1 pseudogene is annotated in these 282 nt (G+C 59.2%); it reads left to right on the top strand.

What is annotated here, in order from left to right:
• Positions 1-10: 10 nt before the first annotated feature.
• Positions 11-282 (top strand): annotated as a pseudogene (locus ACZ6O5_RS15440) (hypothetical protein); the annotation flags it as partial.

Below are 282 nucleotides of genomic sequence, written 5' to 3' on the forward strand. Positions count from 1 at the left end.
CCGTCACGCCGTGAGTAAGGATCTGTACCTTTTCTCGGGCAACGGGAGTGGTGGATTCAAGCCTGGCACCGGGACCGCGTTCAGTAACGACTGGAGTCGCTACGACATCATCGGTAGCGGGCATACTCCGCCAGACGCTGACTGGGATGGCGACACCAAGCCGGACATCATCGCCCGTCACGCGGTCAGTAAGGACCTCTACCTTTTTCCTGGCAACGGCAGCGGCGGATTCAAGTCTGCGGGCACTGTCATTACTCCGAACTGGTTCGGGTTCGACACCAT

Source organism: Micromonospora sp. NPDC049201 (assembly GCF_055586805.1).